A 16860-nucleotide genomic window follows, 5' to 3' on the forward strand; every position below is an offset into this window, starting at 1 on the left:
GACGAACGAGCGCTGCGAGGTGTTCAAGGTGCGGCGACCCACGCGACATGAAAGTGCGCGTCGAGCGTGGCCAGGGCGTAGTCCTTGGGCAGCGGCGCGAACGGCGCGGCCTTCTGCACGGCGGACAGCGCGGCGGCATCCCAGACCTTGGAGCCCGACTCCTGGGAGACGACCGCGGTGACGAGCTTGCCATCCCGGCCAATCACCGCCTGGACCACCGTCCTGCGTCCCACGGCGGGCAGCCCCTTGCGCGCGGGCTGCTTCCACTTGCCGGCGACCTGGGAGTAGGCGCGCTGCTGATACGCGGCGCTCGTCAGCTCGGGCTGGAAGAAGGCCTGGAGCTGGGGGGTCCCACCGGCGGCGAGCGCCAGCGGCGCGACGACCAGCATGAGCAGGGCCACGACAGACAGCGGACGGAGGCGGAGCATGGCGCGCAATGGTAGTCGCCACGGACCGCGCCGCGAAGGGGCCTCACGCCGTCAGTTCCACTCCATCTTCATCAGCAGCTTCTCCGGCAGCAGCGTCCATGAGGGCAGCAACTCGAGCGACACCTCCCCCGTCCCCGGAAGCGTCAACTCCTCGCGCACGACACTGAAGGGATGCTGCGCGTCCTTTCGAAAGACGAAGGCCGTATAGGCCCCCTCCGGCTGCGAGCGGAACGTCCAGCCACCGCCCTCCCTCGCCGGCTCCCGCGAGTACATGGACTGAAGAAGCACCAATTCCCCCGGAGTGCTCGGAGCGGGCACCGACCCTGGCACGAGGATGGCCACGGAGTCCTCGCAGGCCCCCTCGACCCGCAGGTGGAGCGTCACCCCGTCCCGACGCGCCTCGAAGTCCACTGTCACCGTGCCGGTAGCAGGGACCTGGACGTGCCGCGCCATGAACACGGGGCGCGACGCGGGCTCCTCCTCTTCGTGGACATGGGGCTGGACAGCCACGAGATAGGTGCCGGGAGGGACACTTCCTTGCTCGAAGCGACCGGAGACGACCCGCACCTCCCTCCGGAAGCCACTCGCCGCGCCCGAGAGGACCACCGTGCCATCGCCTGTCTTCAAGCCGCTCACGGTGCCGCGCAGCGTGGCCCCCGCATCGAGCGCCACCGTGACCTCGTCCTGCCCCGCGCCGAGCAACAGGCGCTTCTGTGAATACGAAGCGTGCGTCACGACGAGCGCATACGGTCGCTCCATGACATGCGGCAAGGTGAAGGTGCCATCCTGCCGCGTCCTCGCCGCTCCCGCCTCCTCGTTGGGCCGAGCCTGGCGCTCCCAGCCCTCGGCATCCTCGGGGACGTCGCCCACGTCCACCAGCGCTCCCGCCACGGGCCTTCCCGTCGCCGCGTCCGTCACGCGCCCCCGCAGCGGCCGTCCCTGGTGGAGGACCACCGCTCCCAGGTCCAGGGACTGCCCCTCCACGACCTCCACCGTGAGCGACAGCTTCGCGAAGCCGGGGGCGGTGAAGTGGAGCGTCAGCTTCCCCCCGGTGAGGGGACCCCGAAAGAACTCGCCCCGAGCGTTCGTGACGGTGCCGTCCCACAACTGGAACCGGGTGACGGGAGTGCCATCCTCACGAACCAACCGCCCCCGGATGCCCACGTCCCGGCGCATCACCAGGCGCACCTCGGCGTCGCCCGCCTCGACGGGCACGGAGGTCTGGCCCCTGGTCGTCGAGGCCCCCTGCGTCCGGGTCGCATCCAGTGAATAGCCACTGCCTCGCACCGTGAGCGAGTACGCGCCCGGAACGAGGTGGCTCAGCGTGAAGCGCCCTCCTTCGTCGGTCTTGCCCGTCGATGGTCCCGGGTGCGACAGGATGCGGCTGGAGCCGTCGCTTTGAGGTCGCACCACCACGGCCTTCCCTGCCGGCTGCGCACGCACCTGGGCTCCATCGACGGGACGGCCATCCCCGTCCTCGACGACGCCCGAGAGGGACAGTCCCGCGAGGAACTGGAGGCGCGCATACACGGGCTGAAGCCCCCGCACCTCGATTGGCGTGGTCAACTGGCGCAGCGTCTCCGACTCCTTCTGGGTGACCACCAGGTGGTGCCGCCCCTCCTCGATGCCCTGGAGCGCGAAGCGGCCCCTCGCATCCGTGAACGCCCTCTTGTCGTGAGCGCCCGCCACCTCCGACACCACCGGCACCACGTCCACCTGGGCGGAGCGCACCGGAGCGCCCGTCTCGCTCAGCACCTCGCCGCTCACCGTGGCGCCCGGCGTGAGCACCACCCGGAGCCCCTTCCGAGGTGACGTCACCGGAAGCCACGTCGGCCGATGCGCGTCATGGGTGACGACCAGTCCATGCTCCCCTGCCTCGGCGGAAGTGAGCAGGAACGAGCCGTCCTCCTCGGTCTTCGCGCTGCTCTCCAACTCGAGGTCATCCCTCGCCATGACCGACGCATCGAACGGGCCACTCAGGTCGCGCGCGGACCTCAAGGCGAGGCTGGCTCCCGCCAGGGGACGGCCTTCGGCATCCACCACCGTTCCCTCCACCGTGACCGCGTCGCGCAACACGATGGCGAACGGCACGGTGTCCGCTCCCAGCCGCACCTCGCCGTTATGGTCGAGGAAGCCCGGTGCCTCGACATTGACGGCGTAGATGCCGTGCAGCAGCGGCCCCAACGTGAAGGCCCCGCGAGCGTCCGTGGTCCCACGCTTTTCCAGGGGAACGGCGGGCGTCCCCATCAACCAGGCGGAGATGCTCGCCCCGACGATGGGCGCGCCCCTGGAGTCGCGCACCTCGCCGGGAAGGAGCAGGGCATTGCCGAGCGCCAGCACGACCTCGGGATAGTCGCCCCCAGGCGCCAGGCCGACGCGCTCCTCGGCCACCGCTTCGCCGTGCGTGGCGGAGAACGAATATTGGTCAGGCCGCAGTGCCTCGAAGGTGAAGCGCCCCTGGTCGTCGGTGACGACGTCGCGCGTCCAGTATGGGTTCCCGCACCTCACACTCGCGCCAGGGATGGGCACGTCTCCCATGACGACACGCCCCGAGAGCCGACGTGCGCGGGGCATCATCACGTCCAGCCGCTGCATGCCGGTTCCCCGGAGCTGCACGCGCTGCGGGAGCAGCCCCTCCTTGGAGAAGAGGACGTTGTAGTCCCCGAAGGGCAACGACGCGAACTGGAAGCGCCCATCCAACGTCGTGGACACCTCGAAGGCACGGTTGTGTGCCACGAGGATGGCGGTGACGCGGACGCCCTCCACCGGCTGCGCGAACTCGTCCCGCACCTGGCCCGACAGCGGAGGCTCGCCGCCCAACCGCACTTCGACCTCCTCGCCGCCCGCGGCGACGTCCTCGCTCAACCCCACGCCTCGCGGCCCCTCGGCCCACACCGCGTACCGTCCCGCTTCCAGGCCCGCGAGCGTGAAGTGCCCCTCCGCGTCCGTCGTGGTGCGCGCCAGGGGAGGCGTCTCTCCCGCGCCGGATTCCAACCAGTCCAGCAGCCCCTCCGTCCGGCACAGGGTGCTCAGCAACAGCAGCTCACAGGGCTCGCCACAGTCGCAAGGCTGTTTGAGCAACGGCATGTCTGGCTTTGCTTCGGTGGCCACCACGACCGCGCCGTCGACAGGCCCATCGGGTCCGAGCACGACGCCACGCACCCTCATCTCACCTCGGGGCGCCTCGACGGGCGCCGCGAGCAGCGCGCGCCATGACAATCCCCGGCCCTCCGTTCCGAGGCCAGAGGAGGAAGGCTTTCCGGTGTCGCGCCCATCCACGCTCGTCCCGTCAAGCAACAGACGCCCCAGGAAGAGTGTCAGGAGCAGCAGCCCCGCGCCGATTCCAAACCATCGCCTCATGCGCGAGCCCACCCCGGAGGACCTCGTGTCGTCCGGTCAGCCTATCCGCATTCCCCCACCTCGCGCTGCAGTTCGTCGGCCTCGGGCTTTTTCCGTCGAAGCACCCGGGCCACGCGCCGCTCAGCGTCGCCTGGCGAGGGTGAACGCGGTGAGCATGAGCGCGCCGCCCGCTCCCATCGCGACGGCAAGGGGCATGCGCAGCCGCTCCGACAACGCGGAGAACACGCCCAGCGTCACCTCTCGGCTGGCGCTTCGCAGCGAAGGATTCCCCAGCTCGTCTCGCGTCGTACGGAGCTGGCGTCGCAGCTCCTCGGAGGCGCCCCGCACCGTCGCGGTCGCCGTGCGCTCGGCCATTGTCGCGACGACGACGCCCACATCCACGTCGGAGCGCTCGCGGTGCTCTTTCAGCTCCAGCTCCAGCTGCCCCACCACGGCGTGGATGAACCGCCGCCCCACCTGCTCCAGCACCTCGTCGAGCCGCTCGGTCCGCGCATCCAGGGCCGTGCTCAGTCCCTCGACGAGCCCGCGCCCCGCCTGGGACGCCACCTCCGAGGCGATGGGCGCCAGCACGGGCATCTCGTGCTCCAGCTCCAGCACCGCGCCTCGCACCGCGCCCGTCGCCAGCGTCCGGGCCCGCGCACCGGGCTGGCGAAGCTCCCGCTGACGCTGGTCCGCCGCCCTGGCCGAGTGGTCCAACCACCCATTCACCCGCGCGAGGAGGTCATGGGACAACGCATCCGCCCCGGGCATCGAGCGCCGCAGCTCCGCCACCACGCCCTGCACCGCGCTCTCCGCGAGCGAGCGAGACCACGAACCGCGAGGACGCTCGGCCGCGACCTCGACCTCCCGAGCAAGCAGGGCCACGGCGTCTTGGATGAGCTGACGAAGCTGTCCGTCGAGCCCTGGCAGCTCCGCCTGGAGTCCCTCCGAGGCCCCCTGGATGGCGCCGCTCGTGAGCCCATGGGCGGCGATTCGCTCGAGTGACAGGGTCAGACGCCGCATCAGCTCGACTGGTGACAACCGTCCATCGTGGCGCATCGCTCGCTCCCCCCGCGGAGGCCCACTCCGCTCGACAACGATTGTGATGTCGCCCACCGGCCAACACCCCGACGGACCAGCGGAGACAGCGCTCGCGATGCCCCTTCGCGTCGACTCCTGACGCCACCGAGCACCGGGCCCGTCGTCGGCAGGGCGGGCAGGCAGCGGGGTCGCGAATGCAGTCCGGTTGCATCGCCCACCTCGCTCCGGGACATTGCCTCCGGGGATTGGACGATGCTGGGCTATCAGGCGAACTCACAGTGGCGCGACATGTCTGACTTCGTGGTGCACTTCACGAAGCCCGGACCGCCATTCCATGACGCCTACCAGAACATGATGAACATCCTGGGCACGCGGACGCTCATCCCGGGCGCCCAGGGCTTCGGGCTGGCGCGCAAGGAGCCCCAGGTCGCGGACCGGCACCGAGCCGTCTGCTTCAGCGAGATTCCGCTCGACCAGCTCGACAGGCTCGTCCAGCGCCGCAGCCTGTATGGCATCGGCTTCAGCAAGAGCTTCATCCTCTCCCAGGGTGGCGGCCCCGTCTGGTACGTCCAGTACGCCTCGCCCGCGCACCTCTCCTTGAAGCACCAGGTGGACCAGGCGCTGGCGGCGACGGACTCGCGAGCACACCCGCTCTGGGCCATGACGCCCTTCGTGGACATCCAGGGCGACAAGCACAACGCGCCCTACAACTACCGCTTCGACTGGGAGCGGGAGTGGCGCGTGCCGGGCCTCTTGCGCTTCACCGAGTACGACGTGGCGGCACTCTTCCTCCCGGAGGAGCTGCACCCGACAGCTCGCGGCTTCTTCGAGTGGGCCGTGCGTGAGAAGGCGGGCCCTGGCTACTTCTGCCCCTGTCTGGATCCGCTGTGGACGGCGCCCCAGATCGCCGCGGCGCTGGCGAAACACGCGGAGGACTCCGTGCGCCTCCGGGCCGGATAGTCACCCCTTGCGTCCATGAGCCAACACCGGTGCGGGGCGGGGGGCCTGTCAGCGCTTCTCCGGATGCCTATCTCTTCCGCTCCGACATGGGTGGGTGGACACGGGGGAGCTACACAGTGGCCGGAAGAAGCTTGTCGCGAGGCGTGCTGGCGTGTGTCGTTTGTCTGACGGTGGCCTGTGGGGGTGGCACCTCCCCCGGCCCTGGAGGTGACCCTCCGGACGAGCCGACGGGACCTTCGGGGACCATCCCCGACCCGCCCCCCACGAATCCCCAGGAGCTTCCGGACGCGGGCGTGCCCGATGCGGGGAGCCCCCTTCCGGACGCGGGTCCTCCCAATGCGGGCCCCGCGCCCATTGTCTGCGCTCCCACCGCGGGCGAGACGCGCTGGCTGACGGAAGGGCAGCTCGTCACGGCCACCGTGACGTGCTCCACCGGGAGCACCACGACGGGGCTGCGCTTCGGCGTGGACAACCTTCCGCCCGGCGCCACCTTCGATGAAGCCACCGCCACCCTGCGCTGGACGCCCGGCAGGGACCAGGCCGCCGTATGGCACCTCGTCCTGCGCGAGCACACGAGCAATGAAACGGGCACCCTCAAGGTCGGCGTGGCGGAGAACGACGGAGGCCCCGGCAACATCAAAATCGTCGACCCGACGAAGTACACGGAAGAGTACGGGCTGCCCGTCTTCCACCTCATCTACACGCCGCCCCTCACCTCCGGCAGCGACAAGCCCGCGCAGCTCATCTACCGGGGCCGCACCTACAACATCGAAGCCAAGTACCGGGGCGCCACGTCCGGGGCCTTCCCCAAGCGCAGCTTCACGCTGGAGTTCCCGGACGAGGACCTCTTCAACGAGCCCGTCCACGGCGACGGCTTCCTCAAGAAGAAGCGCGTGGCGCTCGTCACCACGTTCAATGACAACTCCTACGTGCGCACGCGGCTCGCGTTCGACCTGTGGAGCCGCATGTCACCCGAGCACATCCGCGTGCGCACCTTCAGCGCGGTGCTCTATGCCAACAACCGCTTCCTCGGCCTCTATACGGCGGCGGACCTGCCCCACAAGCGGCTGATGGCGGAGCACGGCATGGACAAGGACTCGGACCTGTTCAAGGCCGTGGAGAACGACGCCAACTTCTCCCGCATCCGCAAGAACGGCGAGCCCAAGGCGTCACTGCGCGAGGGCTTCGAGAAGAAGGTCGGCGAGCCGGAGATGGGCCAGCCCCACGCCTGGGACACCCTGGAGGCCTTCATCACCTTCGTGGCGGACTCCGACGACGCCACGTTCCGCGCAAGCTTCCCGCAGCGCACCCGCCTGAAGGACTACGAGGACTGGTGGATCTTCAACTCCCTCATCCTCGGGACGGACTCCCACTCGAAGAACGCCTATCACGCGTATGACCCGAAGACGCAGGGCCCCTGGCGCTTCATCCCCTGGGACCTCGATGCGAGCTTCGGCCAGAACTTCGACACCACGCGCACCTCGCCGACGACGCGCAACACCTTCACCGGGAACAACCGCATCTTCGCGCGGCTGCTCGCGGACCCGACCTTCGCGGGGCCCATGCGCGAGCGCTACCGGGCGCTGCTGCGCAACGAGCTGAAGCTGGAGAACGTGCTCGCGCTCATCGACGGCTACGAGAAGGAGACGTCCGCCGTCGCGAGGCGAGACTGGGCGCGGTGGCAATTGGAGTACCGCGCCCTGGGCGCGCCCGGCACCGTGGGCGAGGGCAACTTCCCCGCCTGGTACCAGCGCACGGACTTCCTCACCTACGAGGAGGAGCTGGAGTACGTGCGCCAGTGGGTTCGCACCCGCTGGCCCGCGCTCCAGTCCCAACTGCCCTGACGTCCTCCCCGCCGGTGGACTGCCCCGACTAGAACTGCGCCCAGCCCGGAACGCGCGGGTAGGGAATGGCGTCGCGGATGTTCTGCAGGCCGCACATGTAGACGATGAGCCGCTCGAAGCCCAAGCCGAAGCCCGCGTGCGGCACCGTGCCGTAGCGGCGCAAATCCCGGTACCACTGGTAGTGGGCCGGGTCCAAGCCGAAGCGCTTCATGCGCGCGTCCAGCACGTCCAGGCGCTCCTCGCGCTGGCTGCCGCCGATGATTTCGCCGATGCCCGGGGCCAGCACGTCCATGGCCGCCACCGTCTTCCCGTCCTCGTTGATGCGCATGTAGAAGGCCTTGATCTCCTCCGGGTAGTTCATCACCACCACGGGCCTCCCCACGTGCTCCTCGGACAGGTAGCGCTCGTGCTCCGTCTGGAGGTCCTTGCCCCACTCCGGCGCGTACTCGAACTTCTTCTTCGCCTTCTTGAGGATTTCAATCGCCTCCGTGTAGGTCAGGCGCTCGAAGCTGGAGTGGATGAACTTCTCCAGGCGCTCCGTGACGCCCTTCTGCACGCGCTCCTCGAAGAACTTGAAGTCGGGGCCACAGTCCTCCAGCACCGCCTTGAAGACGAACTTGAGGAAGCGCTCGGCCAGGTCCGCGTCCGCGTTCAGGTCCGCGAAGGCGATCTCCGGTTCGATCATCCAGAACTCTGCCAGGTGGCGCGTGGTGTTGGAGTTCTCCGCGCGGAACGTGGGGCCGAAGGTGTACACCTTCGACATGGCCATGGCGTAGGCCTCCACGTTGAGCTGGCCGGAGACGGTGAGGTACGCCTCCTTGCCGAAGAAGTCCTTGTGCCAGTCAATCTTGCCTTCCGGCGTGCGGGGCGGATTGACGGTGTCCAGCGTGGACACGCGGAACATCTGCCCGGCGCCCTCCGCGTCGCTCGCGGTGATGATGGGCGTGTTGACCCAGAAGAACCCCTCCTGGTCGAAGAAGCGGTGGACGGCCTGCGCCGCGCGGTGACGCACGCGGGTAATGGCGCTGAACGTGTTGGTGCGCACGCGCAGGTGGGCCACGTCGCGCAGGAACTCCAGCGTGTGCTGCTTGGGCTGAATGGGGTACGTGTCCGGGTCGTCCACGAAGCCCAGCACCTGGACCTCGTCGGCCTGGACCTCGAAGGCCTGGCCCTTGCCCTGGGACTTCACCAGCGTGCCGCGGCACACGACGGAGCAGCCCGCGGTGAGGTGGAGGATCTCCTTCTCGTAGTTGGGCAGCGAATTGGGGGCGACCACCTGGAGGGGGTCGAACACCGAGCCATCGCTGACATTGACGAAGCTGATGCCCGCCTTCGAGTCGCGCCGGGTGCGAACCCAGCCACGGACCTCCACCTTCGTCCCTGCCTCCACCGCGCCGGCGAGGACCTGCTTCACACTGACGACCTGCATTGACGCTCTCCCTTGAGCGGATTCGGGGGGCGAGTTAGCCGCGCGCCGGCCCGAAGGACAAGCCCGGTGTGGCTTTCCGGGGCCCCAAACGCCTGTTTCCGGGCCCCGGACGGATGCCTGGAACCCGGCCAACCATGTCAGACCCCACAGGTACTCTTCTCCCATGGTCGCCCGAAAAGGGGACCACGAATCCCACGAAACCCGCACGTCATTCGCGAGCCGCCCTGGCCCGCCTGGCCGTGCCCTACCTGGAGAGTCACATGGCTACGCGCAAGTCCGCTTCCCGCAAGTCCGCCGCCCGCAACCGCTCCTCGGAGTCCACCAAGGCCGCCTTCGAGGACCTGGCTCGCAAGGCGCGCAGCAAGCCCGTCGTCCCCGCCAAGGAGCAGGAGGCCCGGGACACCCACGCCAAGAACGTGCTGGCGGACGTCTCCACCCTGTCGGCCGAGTCCGCGGTGAAGAAAGTCACCGAGGCGGGGCTCACCATCAACAAGACGCTTTCGGGCATCAACGAGCAGGTCATCGCGCTGGTGGAGGAGATGAAGCAGTTGGATGAGGCCATCCAGCTCAAGACGGACGAGCTGTCGGAGCTGCACGGCAAGGACGTGGCGGCCAGCGCCGTGGACGTGCTCGTGGCGGAGTACGACAAGCGCAAGGCGGAGCTGCAGGAGGAGATGGAGCGGCTGAACAAGGACATCGAGGACACGCGCGCCAAGGCGGCCACGGACCTGGCCACCGAGCGTGAGGCGGCGCAGATGGCGCGCCAGCGGGCGGAGGAGCAGTACGCGTATGACGTCCAGAACCTGCGCAAGAAGGAGCAGGACGCGTTCGCGGAAGGACTGCGCGTGCAGTCCGCGGCGGAGCGGGACCGCAAGGAGAAGCTGGAGAAGGACTGGGCCACGCGCGAGGACGCGCTGAAGCTGCGCGAGAAGGAGCTGGAGGACCTGCGCAAGCAGGTGTCCGAGTTCCCGGCGGTGCTGAAGAAGGAAGCGGACACGGCGGCGGCCATCGTCGGCAACCGCGTGAAGTCGGAGTGGGACCTGAAGCTCACGCTCGCCACGAAGGACGCGGAGACGTCGCAGCGCGTGGCCAGCATGGAGATTGCGTCGCTCAAGGACACGAACACCAAGCAGGCGCAGGCCATCCAGTCGCTCCAGGCGGAGCTGGCGGACGCCAAGCGCCAGGTGCAGACCATCGCCGAGAAGGCGCTCGAGTCCGCCTCCGGCGCCCGCGCCCTGGCCGAAGTGCAGGGTGTCATCGCCAGCCGCGAGTACAACAAGACGAAGTAATCCCGGCTGGAGCCACACGGGGACGCTTGCCGCGCTCGGCCTGGCGAGCGTCCCGCGCGAAGGAATTCGACAAGGTGCGTTCAGCCTTCATGCGAAAGGCTGAAACACCCCTTCCTGGGTGCGTTCAGCTTTCATGGGAAAGGCTGAAACACCTTGAAGAATCTGAGTGCCGATGGACTCGGGCTGTCCTGGGATGAGTCACGCGCGGGCGTCGTTCGTGGAGTGAGCACGAGCGGGGTAGCCTGTCTCACCATGTCCAATCCTGGCTCTGCTCTTTCCCGCGCGAGGGGTCTGTTCGCGCTTCCCGCCCTGCTGTGCCTGCTCGTGGGGTCCTCCGCCTCGGCCCAGGCGACCCGCACGTGGGTCTCGGGCGTGGGGGATGATGTGAACCCCTGCTCTCGCACCGCGCCGTGCAAGACGTTCATGGGGGCGCTCAGCAAGACGGCCACGGGTGGAGAGGTCGATGCCATGGACCCGGGTGGCTACGGCGCGCTGACCATCACCAAGTCCATCACGATTGACGGCGGGCCCAGTGCCGGAGGCATCCTCTATTCGGGGACGCATGGCGTGGTCGTGAACGCGGCCGGCGCCACCGTCATCCTGAGAAATGTCGCCATCAATGGCGGCACCACGGGACTGGACGCCATCCGCATCCTCGCGGCGGACAAGGTGCTGGTGGAGAACTGCACGATTCAGGGGTTCACCGGCTCGGGCATCAACGTCCTGCCTGGCGCGGGCGCCGTGCAGCTCGTCGTGCGCAACACGACGGTCAACGGTGCGGTCGCCAGGGCGCCGACGAGCGCCGGTGAAACCTCGGGTGGCATCCAGGTGGCGAGCGGCGGGGCCGTGATTGGAAACAGCCAGATTGCGTCCGGCCTCATCGGGCTCCACGTGCTGAACGGCGCGCGCGTCACCGTGAATGACACGACGGTGGTGGGCCACTCCGGCCAGGGCGTCCTGGCGGTGGGCGGTGCGCAGGTGACGCTGGAGCGGGCCGTGGTGGCGCAGAACGGCGTCGGAATCAAGGCGGAGGCCCCGGCGCAGGTGCGCATCTCCGACACGATGGTGGGCCACAACACGGGCCTGGGGCTGGACGGCCCGGTCGTCTCGTTCGGGAACAATCGCGTCGCCGCGGGCAACGGCACGGATGGTTCCCCCTCCACCACGCTGCCTCAGAATTGAGCCGCGCGATGGGGGTCCACTTGCGCTGCATCCTCGTGGTCGCGCTCTGCGCGTCCACTCCCGCGCTGGCCCAGGCAACGCGCACCTGGGTGTCGGCCGTGGGCGACGACGCGAACCCGTGTTCCCGCACCGCGCCGTGCAAGACGTTCGCGGGGGCCATCAGCAAGACGGCCGCGGGGGGGGAAGTCGATGTGCTGGACGCCGGCAGCTTCGGCACGTTGGTCATCACCAAGGCCATCACGATTGATGGTGGGCCGGCCGGCAAGGTGAGCGCGTCCGGCATCCCGGGAATCACCATCAACGCCGGCCCTCAGGACGTGGTGGTGCTGCGTCGGCTCTCCCTGACCGGGAGCGCGGGCACGCGCGGAACGACGGGTATCGCGTTCAACAGCGGGCGGGCGCTGCATGTCGAGCGCGTACAGATTCATGGCTTCCAGCAGGACGGCATCCGCTTCTCGCCCGAGGCGGGTGGCCAGCTGGTCCTCGCCGATGTCGTGGTTTCGGGAAATGGGGGCGCTGGCGTCAGGGTGAGTTCGCCGTCCGGGGTGGCCTCTGCCGTCATCTCGCGCGGCAACCTTTCGGGGAATCGCCAGGGGCTCTGGCTCGGCGCGGGCAGTGTGGCGACGGTGAATGAGCTGACGGCGTCCGACAATGCCGAGGCCGGCATCTGGGCCCGGACGGACGATGGCGGCAAGGTCCAGCTCAACGTGGAGCGGGCCCGGCTCACGCACAATGGCGTGGGCCTGCATGCCGCCTCGGTGGGGAGTGGGAGTCAGACGCTGCTAAGGCTGTCCCGCGCCGCCGTGGACGCCAATGTGCTGGCCACCACGCGGCTCATCGGCACGGGCACCATCCTGTCCTTCGGCAACAACCGGATGGCGGGAGGCTCCGCGTCGACGTGTCCCACGGGAGCCGTCTTGCTGGAGGACGCGGCGCTGCCGGGGATTGCCCGGGGTGGAGTCTTCGCTCCGGTGGAGCTCGCCGTGCTGGGGGCCATGGGGAGCGTCACCTCGACGGTGTCGGGGGCCCTGCCTCGGGGCTTCCGGTTGGAGGGCGGCGTCTTCTCGGGCACTCCCGAGGAGGGCGGCGACCATCCCTTCACGGTGACGGCGACGGATGGGAATGGGTGCACGGCGTCACGCGACTTCACGCTCGCGGTGGCCTGTCCGCCCATGACGCTGGGCCCCACCGTGTTGGCCGCGGGGACCACGGGACAGGTCTATGCGCAGACACCCTTCGTGCATGAGGGTGGCGAGGGCACGACGACGTTCGTGCTCGATGGGGCGCTGCCCCGTGGACTCCAGCTCCGTGACGGCGTCCTCACGGGAATGCCCACGCAGCCCGGCTCCTTCCCCATCACCCTGACCGCGACGGATGGCGGGCGCTGCTCGTCGAGCCAGAGCTACACCCTGGCCGTCGCTCGCTCCGCCGACTTCCAGGAGGCCACGGTTCAGCTCCAGGCCTCGGCCAACCCGGCGTATGCGGGAGAGGCGGTGTCCGTCACCGCGAGCATCGTGGGCGGACAGGGAGAGCCCTCGGGGACGGTGACGTTCTTCCGGGGCACGGAGGTGCTGGAGGTCGTCACCGTGACCTCCCGCGAGGCGAAACACACGCTCGCGCCGCTTGCTCCGGGCCAGTACACCTTGAGCGCGATGTACAGCGGAGACACCCGCTTCGGTGGAGTCGACGCGGCGCCCCTGACGTTGGAGGTCCTGCCCGCCAAGGCGCCCGTCGAGGAGGGTGACAGCGGATGCGGCTGTCGACAGTCCGGAGCGCCGGGCGGAGTCCTGCTGACGCTGCTGCTGCTCGTGTTGAACCGTCGGCGTCGGGAGTCACCGACTCCAGGCTGAAGTCGTATACGCCGAGGGAACCCCCACCCGTGTCCGACGCTGGCATCGAGGCCGCCGTCGTCACGGGTGGGGTTGAATCCTCGCGCTACCAGACCAGCACGGGCGCGGCACGGAAGCTGGAGAGCCCCGTGCCCAGCTGCCCATGGCTGCTGCTGCCCCAAGCCCAGACACTCCGGTCCGCGAGCACGGCGAGCGAGTGCTCACCTCCCGCCCCCACGGACACGGCGCCCGTCAGCCCCGCCACCTGTGCCGGCAACAGCCGCCAGTTGGACTTCACCCCGCTGCCCAGCTGGCCCTGCTGGTTGCGCCCCCAGGACCAGACCTTGCCACCCGTCGTCACCGCGAGGCTGTGGTGCTCGCCCGCGTCCAGGGTGACAGCCCCCGCCACCCCGCTCACCTGCACGGGCAACAGCTTGCGCACCTGGGTGCCATCCCCCAGCTCGCCATAGGTATTGGACCCCCAGCCCCAGATGGTCCCATCTCCCTTCAAGGCCAGCGCATGCGTGCGTCCAGCCGAGACAGCCGTCACGCCCGTGAGCCCTTGCGTCTGCACCGGCGACAGCCGCCGGGCCGTGGAGTTATCGCCCAACTGTCCCAGCGAGTTGTACCCCCAGCTCCACACCGTGCCGTCGTGCTTGAGCGCCAGGGAGAAGCCCTCGCCCGCCGCAATCGCAGCCACCCCCGTCAAGCCCTGGACGCGGACCGGCAGGATTCGGGACACGGTCGTCCCGTCACCCAGTTGCCCCTGGACATTGGAACCCCAGGACTGGACGGTGCCATCTCCCAGCAAGGCCAGCGAGTGCCGGCTGCCCACCGCGATGGACAACACTCCCGTCGGCGAGGGAATCAACGTGGGCAGCGCCCGGGACACCCCCGTCCCATCTCCCAGCTCACCCTCCTGATTCTCCCCCCAGGAGAGCAGCCGCCCATCTGACTTCAAGGCCAGGGTATGCCCTTGACCGCCGGCAATCGCTCGACACTCCGTGAGCCCCAGCGCCGCCACCGGCAGCGCGCGGTTCAGGACGCTCCCATCCCCCAACTGCCCTGACAGATTCGCCCCCGTGCCCTGGACGCTCCCGTCCAGCGCGACGCCCAGCGAGAACTGATACGCCGTGGACAGCCCGCGTGAAGCCACGAGCTGCGAGCGCACCGGCAGCAACTGCCAATCCACGACCCCATCGCCAATCTGCCCGTCGGCATTCCCACCCCACGCCCAGACCGTCCCATCCTCCTTCACCGCCAGGGAGTGCTGCTCCCCCACGGAGACCGTCCTGACCCCCGTGAGCGCGGGCACCTGCACCGGACTCGTACGCGCCGCCGAGGCGCCCCCTCCCAACTGCCCCTGGACGTTGGCACCCCAGCCCCACACGGTGCCATCCGCCTTCAAGGCCAGGACACTCTCGGCCCCCACCGACAGCGCCACCACCCCCGTGAGCCCTGGCACCCGCGCCGGAGCGAGCCGCGCCGTGAAGCTCCCATCCCCCAGCTGACCCTTCGCGTTGCTTCCCCAGGCCCACACCGTGCCATCCGCCTTCAACGCCAGCGAATGACAGACACCCGCCCCCAGCGAAACCACGTCCGTCAGCCCCAGCACCTGCTCGGGCGCGAAGACCAGCCGCCCCAGGTCCTCGACGTCCTCGCACGTGTCCTGGCGGCCCCAGGTCCAGACGGTTCCATCCGCCTTCAACGCCAGCGAGTGCTCGACGCCCGCCGAGAGCGCCACGACGCCTTCCAGGCCCAGCGCCTTGACGGGCGCCGTCCGGGACAGGAACCGGGGATTGCCGTCCCCGAGCTGCCCCATCTCATTGTCTCCCCACGCCCAGACGGAGCCGTCCACGCTCAAGGCCAGCGAATGATAGGCCCCCACCGCCACGGCCGACGCGGTGAGCGTGGTGCCCACCTTCACGGGCAGGGCCCGGTTGACGTTCGTCCCATCCCCCAGCGCTCCCCAACTGTTCGAGCCCCAGCTCCACACCGAGCCGTTCTCCTTGAGCGCCACCGAGTGGTAGGCCCCCGCGGCCACGGCCGCCATCAGCGTCAGCGTGGGGACCTGGACTGGCAGCCAGCGAGTCTGCGTCGTGCCATCCCCGAGCTGGGACTGGTCATTCGAGCCCCAGGCCCACGCGGTGCCATCCGCCTTGAGCGCCAGGGAATGGCGCCCTCCCGAGGAGGCCTCCACGCGCTCCAGCAACCCCCGCGTCAGCGCGGGCGCCAGCTTCATCAGATAGGTCCCATCCCCCACCTGTCCGTCGGAGTTGGAGCCCCAGGCCCATACCTCGCCCGTGGCCACCACCGCCACCGAGTGCTGCCCACCTCCCGCCGACACGCCCTTGACCTGCGTGAGCCCGGGCACCTGGAACGGTGACAGTCTTTGCGTCTGCGTTCCGTCTCCCAGCTGCGCTCTCAGGTTGCTGCCCCACGCCCACACCGTTCCATCCCCCTTCAGCGCCACCGTGTGCTGGCCTCCCCCCACCACCGCGGCGACGCCCGTCAGCCCTGGCACCTGCGTGGGGACCAGGCTCGCCGCCGAGGTGCCCAGCCCCAGTTGCCCCTCGTCATTCCTCCCCCAGCTCCACACCGTGCCATCCGTCTTCAACAGCACCGAGTGAGAGCCACCACCGGTCACCGCCGTCACGCCCGTCATCCCTGGGAGGACGGCGGGCAGCAAGCGGCCTGTCAGGGTTCCCGTGCCGAGCTGACCATCCGCGTTTCCGCCCCACGTCCACACCCGGCCGTCCGCCGTCAGCGCCATTGAATGAGCATTGCCCGCCGCGATGGACACCACGCCCGTCAGGCCCTGCACCTGCACAGGTGACGTCTTTCGCACCGTCGTCCCATCTCCCAACTGCCCCGTCGCGTTGTTGCCCCAGGCCCACACCGTCCCGTCCGCCTTCAGGACCACGGAGTGGGAGAAGCCGGCGGCGATGCCCACCACGTTCGTCAGGTTCGGCAGGGCCGCGGGCACCGAGCGCGAGACGAGGCTGCCATCCCCGAGCTGGCCGCTGCTGTTGTAGCCCCAGGACCACACCGTCCCGTCCGACTTCAACGCCAGCGAATGCAGCTCCCCGGCGCCAATGGCCCTGATGCTGAACAGACGCCACACGCGCGTGGGCGCAGGACGAGGGCGGGTGGTGCCATTGCCCAACTGTCCAAAGGCATTTCCGCCCCAGGACCACACCGTCCCATCCGAGCGCAGCGCCAACGTGTGGTGCCGCCCCGCCATCACCGTGCCCTGGCGCGAGGCACCCTCGGCGGCACGGATGGTGCCGAGTTCGGAATTTTCGAATGCACCCGGTTCACCACAACTCGCCAGCCACATCACGCACAACAGCCAGCACACCGGGATTCCAGACACACGTCTCGCGACACGCTCCATGGGACACCCCTTTTCAGACAGCCCGACGACGAGAACTTCCAAACAGGACCCGCGCGAAGCAGGGGCGCGGTCGGGAGGGTGCTCGCAGCAGCACGAGGCCCTCCCGGACTTCGTGCTGCCTT

At 69.2% G+C, this 16860-nt stretch carries 10 protein-coding genes; 5 read left to right on the forward strand and 5 right to left on the reverse strand.

What is annotated here, in order from left to right:
* Positions 1–23: 23 nt before the first annotated feature.
* The 3 genes from HUA75_RS43800 to HUA75_RS43810 form a co-directional block, all read right to left on the reverse strand.
* Positions 24–428, reverse strand: coding sequence for a TonB family protein (locus HUA75_RS43800; protein WP_174489836.1), 405 nt, complete (start codon positions 426–428; stop codon positions 24–26).
* A 51-nt stretch (positions 429–479) separates the two neighbouring features.
* Positions 480–3788 (reverse strand): carboxypeptidase-like regulatory domain-containing protein, encoded by a 3309-nt coding sequence (locus HUA75_RS43805; protein ID WP_174489837.1) that lies wholly within the window; start codon positions 3786–3788, stop codon positions 480–482.
* 120 nt (positions 3789–3908) lie between these two features.
* Positions 3909–4826 (reverse strand): hypothetical protein, encoded by a 918-nt coding sequence (locus tag HUA75_RS43810; RefSeq protein ID WP_217446550.1) that lies wholly within the window; start codon positions 4824–4826, stop codon positions 3909–3911.
* Between the two features lie 270 nt (positions 4827–5096).
* On the opposite strand from HUA75_RS43810, the gene HUA75_RS43815 reads away from it, so the two are divergent.
* Both HUA75_RS43815 and HUA75_RS43820 read left to right on the forward strand, forming a co-directional pair.
* Positions 5097–5768: an abortive infection system antitoxin AbiGi family protein gene (locus HUA75_RS43815; RefSeq protein WP_254628080.1), complete on the forward strand. Its 672-nt coding sequence runs from the start codon at positions 5097–5099 to the stop codon at positions 5766–5768.
* Positions 5769–5854: 86 nt separating this feature from the next.
* Entirely contained in the window at positions 5855–7612 is a 1758-nt protein-coding gene (locus HUA75_RS43820; protein ID WP_174489840.1) for a CotH kinase family protein, read from the forward strand.
* Between the two features lie 28 nt (positions 7613–7640).
* On the opposite strand, the gene asnS is transcribed toward HUA75_RS43820, so the two are convergent.
* Complete coding sequence (gene asnS / locus HUA75_RS43825; protein ID WP_174458424.1) at positions 7641–9041, reverse strand: asparagine--tRNA ligase; 1401 nt, start codon at positions 9039–9041, stop codon at positions 7641–7643.
* A gap of 260 nt (positions 9042–9301) precedes the next feature.
* On the opposite strand from asnS, the gene HUA75_RS43830 reads away from it, so the two are divergent.
* The 3 genes from HUA75_RS43830 (at position 9302) to HUA75_RS43840 (ending at position 13362) form a co-directional block, all read left to right on the forward strand.
* Positions 9302–10330 (forward strand): kinetoplast-associated protein, encoded by a 1029-nt coding sequence (locus HUA75_RS43830; RefSeq protein WP_141644157.1) that lies wholly within the window; start codon positions 9302–9304, stop codon positions 10328–10330.
* 384 nt (positions 10331–10714) lie between these two features.
* Positions 10715–11512: a right-handed parallel beta-helix repeat-containing protein gene (locus tag HUA75_RS43835; RefSeq protein WP_174489841.1), complete on the forward strand. Its 798-nt coding sequence runs from the start codon at positions 10715–10717 to the stop codon at positions 11510–11512.
* An 8-nt stretch (positions 11513–11520) separates the two neighbouring features.
* Entirely contained in the window at positions 11521–13362 is a 1842-nt protein-coding gene (locus tag HUA75_RS43840) for a putative Ig domain-containing protein (protein WP_174489842.1), read from the forward strand.
* Positions 13363–13447: 85 nt separating this feature from the next.
* On the opposite strand, the gene HUA75_RS43845 is transcribed toward HUA75_RS43840, so the two are convergent.
* The gene (locus tag HUA75_RS43845; RefSeq protein ID WP_141644154.1) at positions 13448–16738 is read right to left on the reverse strand and encodes an RCC1 repeat-containing protein; all 3291 of its coding nucleotides are present in this window, start codon (positions 16736–16738) and stop codon (positions 13448–13450) included.
* Positions 16739–16860 lie beyond the last annotated feature (122 nt).

It is taken from the genome of Myxococcus sp. CA040A, assembly GCF_013336725.1.
GTDB lineage: Bacteria > Myxococcota > Myxococcia > Myxococcales > Myxococcaceae > Myxococcus > Myxococcus llanfairpwllgwyngyllgogerychwyrndrobwllllantysiliogogogochensis.

What these genes read in the sequence shown, in the direction of transcription:
- HUA75_RS43800 (WP_174489836.1), bottom strand. Translation starts at nt 428, where the DNA reads ATGCTCCGCCTCCGTCCGCTGTCTGTCGTGGCCCTGCTCATGCTGGTC.
- HUA75_RS43805 (WP_174489837.1), bottom strand. Translation starts at nt 3,788, where the DNA reads ATGAGGCGATGGTTTGGAATCGGCGCGGGGCTGCTGCTCCTGACACTC.
- HUA75_RS43810 (WP_217446550.1), bottom strand. Translation starts at nt 4,826, where the DNA reads ATGCGCCACGATGGACGGTTGTCACCAGTCGAGCTGATGCGGCGTCTG.
- HUA75_RS43815 (WP_254628080.1), top strand. Translation starts at nt 5,097, where the DNA reads ATGTCTGACTTCGTGGTGCACTTCACGAAGCCCGGACCGCCATTCCAT.
- HUA75_RS43820 (WP_174489840.1), top strand. Translation starts at nt 5,855, where the DNA reads ATGGGTGGGTGGACACGGGGGAGCTACACAGTGGCCGGAAGAAGCTTG.
- asnS (WP_174458424.1), bottom strand. Translation starts at nt 9,041, where the DNA reads ATGCAGGTCGTCAGTGTGAAGCAGGTCCTCGCCGGCGCGGTGGAGGCA.
- HUA75_RS43830 (WP_141644157.1), top strand. Translation starts at nt 9,302, where the DNA reads ATGGCTACGCGCAAGTCCGCTTCCCGCAAGTCCGCCGCCCGCAACCGC.
- HUA75_RS43840 (WP_174489842.1), top strand. Translation starts at nt 11,521, where the DNA reads ATGGGGGTCCACTTGCGCTGCATCCTCGTGGTCGCGCTCTGCGCGTCC.
- HUA75_RS43845 (WP_141644154.1), bottom strand. Translation starts at nt 16,738, where the DNA reads ATGGAGCGTGTCGCGAGACGTGTGTCTGGAATCCCGGTGTGCTGGCTG.